We start from the raw sequence: 6,192 nt of genomic DNA on the forward strand, positions 1-6,192 counted from the left end.
GTAGATGATTTAAATTGGTGCATTGGCATAATAAAAAAGGCATATCTGAAAAAGTGAAAAAATGCGACTTCGTCTTCATGATACTCACCAATACTTGACAAAAAAAATAAGATATATATAATAGAAGCCATGGAAATAACTTGTATTGGGCTTTTTGTAAAAAATGTGGAAATCATGGTAAAATTTTACCGTGATGTTATCGGCTTAAAAACAAACTGGAATGGCGAACCAAATGCCGACCTTGAGGCGGGAAACTGCCGCTTAATAATGTTCAGCAGGAATGATTTTGAAAACATGGTTTCAAAATCGTTTGCGTATCCCAAGGGATTAAACGGAACAATGGAAATAGCCTTTAACCTGAAAACCTATGATGCTGTTGACAAAGAATATAAGCGCCTTATAGAATCAGGCGTTGAAAGTGTTTTCCCCCCGACAACAATGCCTTGGGGACAGCATACCTGTTATATAGCCGATCCGGAAGGAAATTTACTGGAAATAGGTTCATTTGGAGCATAACATGACGGATGTATTGGATTATAAAAAGGAATATAAAGATTTCTATTCCCTCAAAACCCAGCCTGTGCTGATAGAAATTCCGGAAATACATTTTGTTGCAGTTGAAGGCAAGGGCGATCCTAATGATAAGGATGGCGAATACGCTAAAGCGATGGAATTGCTGTATGCCATACAATACACAATAAAAATGAGCAAAATGGGCGATCATATACTGGAAGGCTATTTTGACTATGTAGTCCCGCCCCTTGAGGGTCTCTGGTGGGTTGATAACAAAAATGATATAAAAAACAAGTCTCAATATATTTGGAATTCGATCATACGGCTGCCCGAATTTGTTAATGACAAAATATTTAAATGGGCTTGCGATACTGTCAAACAGAAAAAAAATCTGAATACAGAAAAAGCGAAATATCTGAAAATCAAGGAAGGTTTATGCGTTCAATGTATGCACCTTGGGCCGTTTGACGAAGAGCCAAAAACAATGAAACTGATTGATAGCTATATTGAAAAGAATAATTTGCTGAATGATGTAAACAAAAAAAGATGGCATCATGAAATCTATCTGTCGGATCCACGGAAGGTGGAACCATCAAAACTGAAAACGGTATTAAGAATACCGGTAAAGAAAATTTAGAGGGGCGATCATGGCCAATATCATTTTTTATTTTACGGGAACGGGAAATTCCTTACGAATTGCAAAGACCGTCTCAAATACCATTACTGATTGCGAAATTATTCCAATGGGAACAAACAGGGGAATTACTATCAATAAGGAATATGACCGTATTGGGTTTGTCTATCCGGTTTATTTTTGGGGCGTTCCAAAAATTGTAAGGGATTTTGTTTCGGATATGCGGATGGAAAATAATAAGGGCACCTATTTTTATGCGATTGCCACAAACGGCGGTTTTGCGGGTAATGGCCTGAAGCTATTGAACAAGCTGTTGCTGGAGAAAAATATTAAATTAAAATACGGGAAAGCATTAAAGATTTTCTCAAACTATATTATTAGTTTTACCATGCCCGGTAAATTTAAGAAACTGTTGGAAAAGTCTGACAAAATATTACTGCCCATGCTTGAATCAATAAAAAATAAAAAACCAAATTCCATTGGAAAGATAAATAAGAAAATGAACCAGTTCTATGAAAAATATGTGAGCACTTTTCAATATGAAGATAAAAACTATACCGTTGATGGCTCTTGTGTTGGATGCGGCATTTGTAAAGAGGTCTGTCCGGTGCATAATATCGAACTAATAGGGGGCAAACCGGAATTTAAGCATACCTGCGAACAATGTATGGCGTGTATCCAGTATTGCCCCCAAAGGGCAATCAATTATAAGGGCAAAACTGAAGGAAAAGTGCGCTATACGCATCCCGAAATAAGTTATAAAGAACTGGCGGAGAGTAATAACATAAAATATCGGAATGCGTAAAAAGCCTACACCCTGCTGTAGTTCGGCGCTTCCAATTCCGTAAAGTATAAAGCGATAATCCAAATCTATTGAGGCACGTGTTACTAGGACGCCTGGCGCAACATCATAAACTTAATGCAAATCAATTTTGCGAAATATTATTGACACGACCCTTTTATCGAAACAATTTCCTAATATTCCCAAAGAAAATATAAATGGTATTATAATTGTAGGAGAAATTGATAAAACATTAAAAGACGCTTGTTTAATTACGGATAAGATAAAATTAATGGAATATACTATGAAAATAACATTAGATGTAATTATGTAAAAGAGGCAAACTGCACATAACGGGCGGCCAACGCCGGCTTGGATATTGAAATGTGCGATACCACCTTCTTTGGCGATAAGCTGGTGCAGGCGGTTAAAGAGGGTAAGGTTAGTGAAGATATGATCAACGACGCTGCCATCCGTATCGTTCGTACCCTTCTGGCCTTTAAAAAAGCTCCGGACCCTCAAACATATCCCCGGAAAATAATCGCCTGTCTGGATCATATTGCCCTGGCAAAGAAAGCCGCTCAAAAAGCTATGACCCTTATCAAAAACGAAAAGGGTGTGCTGCCTTTTGCCAAGGACAAGGCTAAGACTATCGTGATATTAGGTAAGTTAGGGAATGTGGAAAATATCGGAGATCACGGTTCAAGCCGGGTATTCCCCCACTATGTGGTTACACCCCTGGCAGGGGTTACCAAACTGCTGCCCAATGCGGAAGTGATCTATTATGACGGCAAGGATACGGAAAGGGCGAAAAAAATTGCCAAGGAAGCGGATGCGGTTATTATCGTCGCGGGGTACAACCACTCCGATGAGGGTGAATTTATTGCGGCCAGCGAAGAATTTAATACTGCGCTTGGGGGCGACCGGAAGGATTCCCTGGGACTGCACAAAAATGAAATAGATTTGATTAAGGCCGCAGGTCCGGTGAATTCCAATACCGCAGTAGTCCTTATCGGCGGTAACATGATCCTCATTGATGAGTGGAAGGACAGTGTTCCTGCAATTCTTCTTGCTTATTATCCCGGCATGGAAGGCGGTACGGTTATTGCGGAAACCCTCTTCGGTGAAAATAATCCCGGCGGGAAACTCCCCTTTGTTATCGTAAAAAAGGAAAGCGATCTGCCCAAGGTTGATTGGAACGCCGAAGAGATAAGCTACGAGTATTATCATGGTTTCCAGAAGCTGGAAAAGGAAGGAGTGACCCCATCGGTTCCCTACGGATTTGGTCTTTCATACACCGGTTTTGACATTTCGGCTCCTTCCTTTGAGGTAAAGGACAGTAAGGTTATTGCCAAGGCTACGGTACGGAATACCGGAAAATGTGCCGGCGACGAGGTGGTCCAATTTTATGTAGGCTTCTCCAAATCAAAGGTGGACAGACCTATTAAGTCTCTGCGGGGTTTCAAGCGTATTAGCCTTGGCGTTGGTGAAAGTAAAACTGTAGAAATTGTCTGTCCGGTAGAGAAACTTGCGTGGTTTAATCAGGATCACTGGGAAGTGGAGAAGATGAGCTACGAAGGTTTCATCGGTTCCAGCAGCGCTGATGTGGATCTGCTTAAAGGCAGCTTTACCGTCTAAGAATCTGTTGTACATGGGTTAAAAGGATACTGCGGAAAAGCACTTGTATGTAAAAGCCCTTCTTTTTTCTTATTTATAGAGCTGTTCGGCAGCAATCAGGGGATGCCGGTGAGTTTCCGGGACGGCTATTACCAAACTGCCTCCAGTTATTCATCGGGAACTATGTTCCGCTGTCTTCTGGGGAATACCAAACCGGCTTATGTGTACGCCTTTGCCGCCGACCAAGCCACCACCAGTACCACCCAAATATTTCCGCCCGAGGGGAGTAACATCTCTCCGGTATTGGACTATCAGGAAAATATTGTTGCAAAACCTTCTTTTTGCGGTATACTGCTATGCATGACCAAAGGAAGTTGCCAAAACATGAAAAAAGTCAGTTTGGTTTTGTTGTTTTTTGCGTTAGCCCTCTCTTCTATCGCCGCCCAGCAGAAATATGCGCTGGTTATCGGCAATGGGGCATACCGGAACCTTGGGCGTTTGAACAACCCCGTGAACGATGCGAACGACATGAAGACGGAATTGCAACGGCTTGGCTTCAATGTCGATGCCCTGATTGATGGCGGACGGGTACAGATGGAAGAAGCCATTGAACGCTTTAAAAACCGGCTTTCCGTATCAAAAAACAGCTACGGTTTCTTCTTTTATGCCGGCCATGGCGTTCAATCCGGGGGCACAAACTACCTCATCCCGGTGGACGCCGATATCAGGAGTGAATCGTACCTGGGTGACCGCGCCGTATCTGTCCAGGCCATGCTCGACGAAATAAACCAGGCGGGCAACGAGTTGAATATCGTAGTGCTTGACGCCTGCCGCGACAACCCCTTCAGTTGGGGCCGCAGCAGTTCGCGGGGTCTGCAAGTGGTGAACAACCAGCCCGCCGACAGTATCATTGTCTACGCAACCAGCGCCGGATCAACCGCCGCCGACGGCACAGGCCGCAACGGCGTATTTACCAGCCAGTTACTGAAAAACCTGAAAACCCCCGGCCTTGATGTGAACGAAATCTTCCGCCTCACCGGAGGGGATGTCGCGCGGGTATCGGGCGGCAGCCAGCGCCCCGCTGTGTATAACCAGTTCTACGGCATCGCCTATTTAGGCGGCAGGCCCGCGGTAACCCCAGCCCCCCAGCCCGCGCCGGCTCCTGCGCCGGTGCAGCCGACCCCCGCACCCCGTCCAACACCTGCGCCCGTGCAGCCTGCGGCGCCGCCCCAGCGCCCGGGAACCCTCCTGCTCACCCTCTCCGGGCATAGCGGCGGTGTTGGTTCCGCAGCCTACAGCCCCGACGGGCGGCGCATCGTCTCCGCTTCGGGTGATAAGACCATGAAGATCTGGGACGCGGAAACCGGGCGGGAAATCCGTACCCTTTCCGGGCATAGCCATCGAATGATAAGACCGTGAAGATCTGGGACGCGGAAACCGGGCGGGAAATCCGTACCCTCTCCGGGCATAGCAGCGCTGTTAATTCCGCAGCCTACAGCCCCGATGGGCGGCGTATCGTCTCCGCTTCGGATGATAACACCGTGAAGATCTGGGACGCCGGGGACTGAACAAAGAATGGGGCAGTACTGCTTGGGGGCGATTTTTGAGAAACGTTAATTAATGTTCCTTGATTCTGCAAAGGTATTAAGCCATGCGTGGGGAGAATTAAGTCCGCACCGGAAAGTATATGTAAATAATTCATACGCGTGTAATTATTATACGGAATAGTTATTTTAAACATAATGAAGGATATTAAAAACAAACCATTTTTATCGTATTTCTTGAAAAATAACCGGCAAAATGACTTGGCATGATATTTGCTCTATAATACATGGCCGTTGGCCATAGAGTATTTTTTGTTTTAGGAGTCTTTATGAAAAAGACATCACGGGTTTTCATGCTTACCCTTATCGGCCTGCTTTTTGCCGGCTCATTATGGGCTCAGGACGCTTCATCATGGGGGCGTGACCGGAGACGGGCAGCCCACGGTCATGCACGTCCCGCCGCCAAGGAAACGGTAACCATTAATGGCAATTTACAACTTATTGAAGGGCGCATTGCCGTAGCCGCCGAGGGTAAAACCTACTATATAAACGGCCCGGTCAAAAATCTCATTGGATTTGTTGATGGATTAAAAGAAGACTCCGCCGTTAGGCTGGAAGGCCCCGCAACGGCGATCCCCTTTAATCCCGGCGCACGGTTTTTATGGGTAACAAAACTTACCTTCAATGGGAAAACCTATGATTTTCCAACCACTGAGGATGGCCATTGGTTATAAAATAACGACACAGGGTATTGGTGTTATCGTAATAGGTAACACCAATAAAATATAAAAATGAGCAAACTGCGTCCTAAAACCTAGGCAGCAAGGTTCCATGGCAGCAGTTGCTGGGTTCATAAGAGCATCCCCAGTTCTTTGTCGCCGTGGACGCCGACTAGCCGCAGGTTTTTGGGGTCCACCATGAGGTCCATGTCTTCCAGGGGGATTGCCCCGAGGAGAATTAAGTCCGCGCCGGGGACTACCCAGGGCTGGCAGGTCATAGAACGATTTTTCCAGCACACCTCTACCGTTTCGGCAACCTTGCAGATAACCTTTTCGCCATTCGCCAAGCGGGACTCTTTCAGACGATCAATCCGCAGCCCCAAT

Annotated in this window: 8 protein-coding genes; 7 read left to right on the forward strand and 1 reads right to left on the reverse strand. The window is 45.5% G+C overall.

Translation table 11 applies throughout. From position 1 onward, the window contains the following. Positions 1–129: 129 nt before the first annotated feature. The 7 genes from LQZ19_RS02920 (at position 130) to LQZ19_RS02950 (ending at position 5,823) form a co-directional block, all read left to right on the forward strand. Positions 130–516 (forward strand): VOC family protein, encoded by a 387-nt coding sequence (locus tag LQZ19_RS02920; RefSeq protein ID WP_411046148.1) that lies wholly within the window; start codon positions 130–132, stop codon positions 514–516. Then, complete coding sequence (locus tag LQZ19_RS02925; protein ID WP_411046149.1) at positions 506–1,150, forward strand: GyrI-like domain-containing protein; 645 nt, start codon at positions 506–508, stop codon at positions 1,148–1,150. The genes LQZ19_RS02920 and LQZ19_RS02925 overlap by 11 nt, the downstream gene beginning before the upstream one ends. Positions 1,151–1,160: 10 nt before the next feature. Further along, positions 1,161–1,952 (forward strand): EFR1 family ferrodoxin, encoded by a 792-nt coding sequence (locus LQZ19_RS02930; protein ID WP_411046150.1) that lies wholly within the window; start codon positions 1,161–1,163, stop codon positions 1,950–1,952. A 360-nt stretch (positions 1,953–2,312) separates the two neighbouring features. Next, complete coding sequence (locus tag LQZ19_RS02935) at positions 2,313–3,566, forward strand: glycoside hydrolase family 3 C-terminal domain-containing protein (RefSeq protein WP_411046151.1); 1,254 nt, start codon at positions 2,313–2,315, stop codon at positions 3,564–3,566. Between the two features lie 108 nt (positions 3,567–3,674). Next, positions 3,675–4,964: a caspase family protein gene (locus tag LQZ19_RS02940; protein WP_411046152.1), complete on the forward strand. Its 1,290-nt coding sequence runs from the start codon at positions 3,675–3,677 to the stop codon at positions 4,962–4,964. Continuing rightward, positions 4,961–5,113, forward strand: a complete 153-nt coding sequence (locus tag LQZ19_RS02945; RefSeq protein ID WP_411046153.1) for a WD40 repeat domain-containing protein — start codon at positions 4,961–4,963, stop codon at positions 5,111–5,113. The genes LQZ19_RS02940 and LQZ19_RS02945 overlap by 4 nt, the downstream gene beginning before the upstream one ends. A gap of 305 nt (positions 5,114–5,418) precedes the next feature. After that, positions 5,419–5,823, forward strand: a complete 405-nt coding sequence (locus LQZ19_RS02950; protein ID WP_411046154.1) for a hypothetical protein — start codon at positions 5,419–5,421, stop codon at positions 5,821–5,823. 116 nt (positions 5,824–5,939) lie between these two features. Here LQZ19_RS02950 and LQZ19_RS02955 read toward each other — a convergent pair. Further along, a partial coding sequence (locus LQZ19_RS02955; protein WP_486401700.1) for a pepsin/retropepsin-like aspartic protease family protein occupies positions 5,940–6,192 on the reverse strand: 253 nt, incomplete at its 5' end.

The organism is Treponema primitia, from assembly GCF_046533075.1.
Taxonomy (GTDB): Bacteria; Spirochaetota; Spirochaetia; order Treponematales; family Breznakiellaceae; genus Termitinema; species Termitinema primitia_B.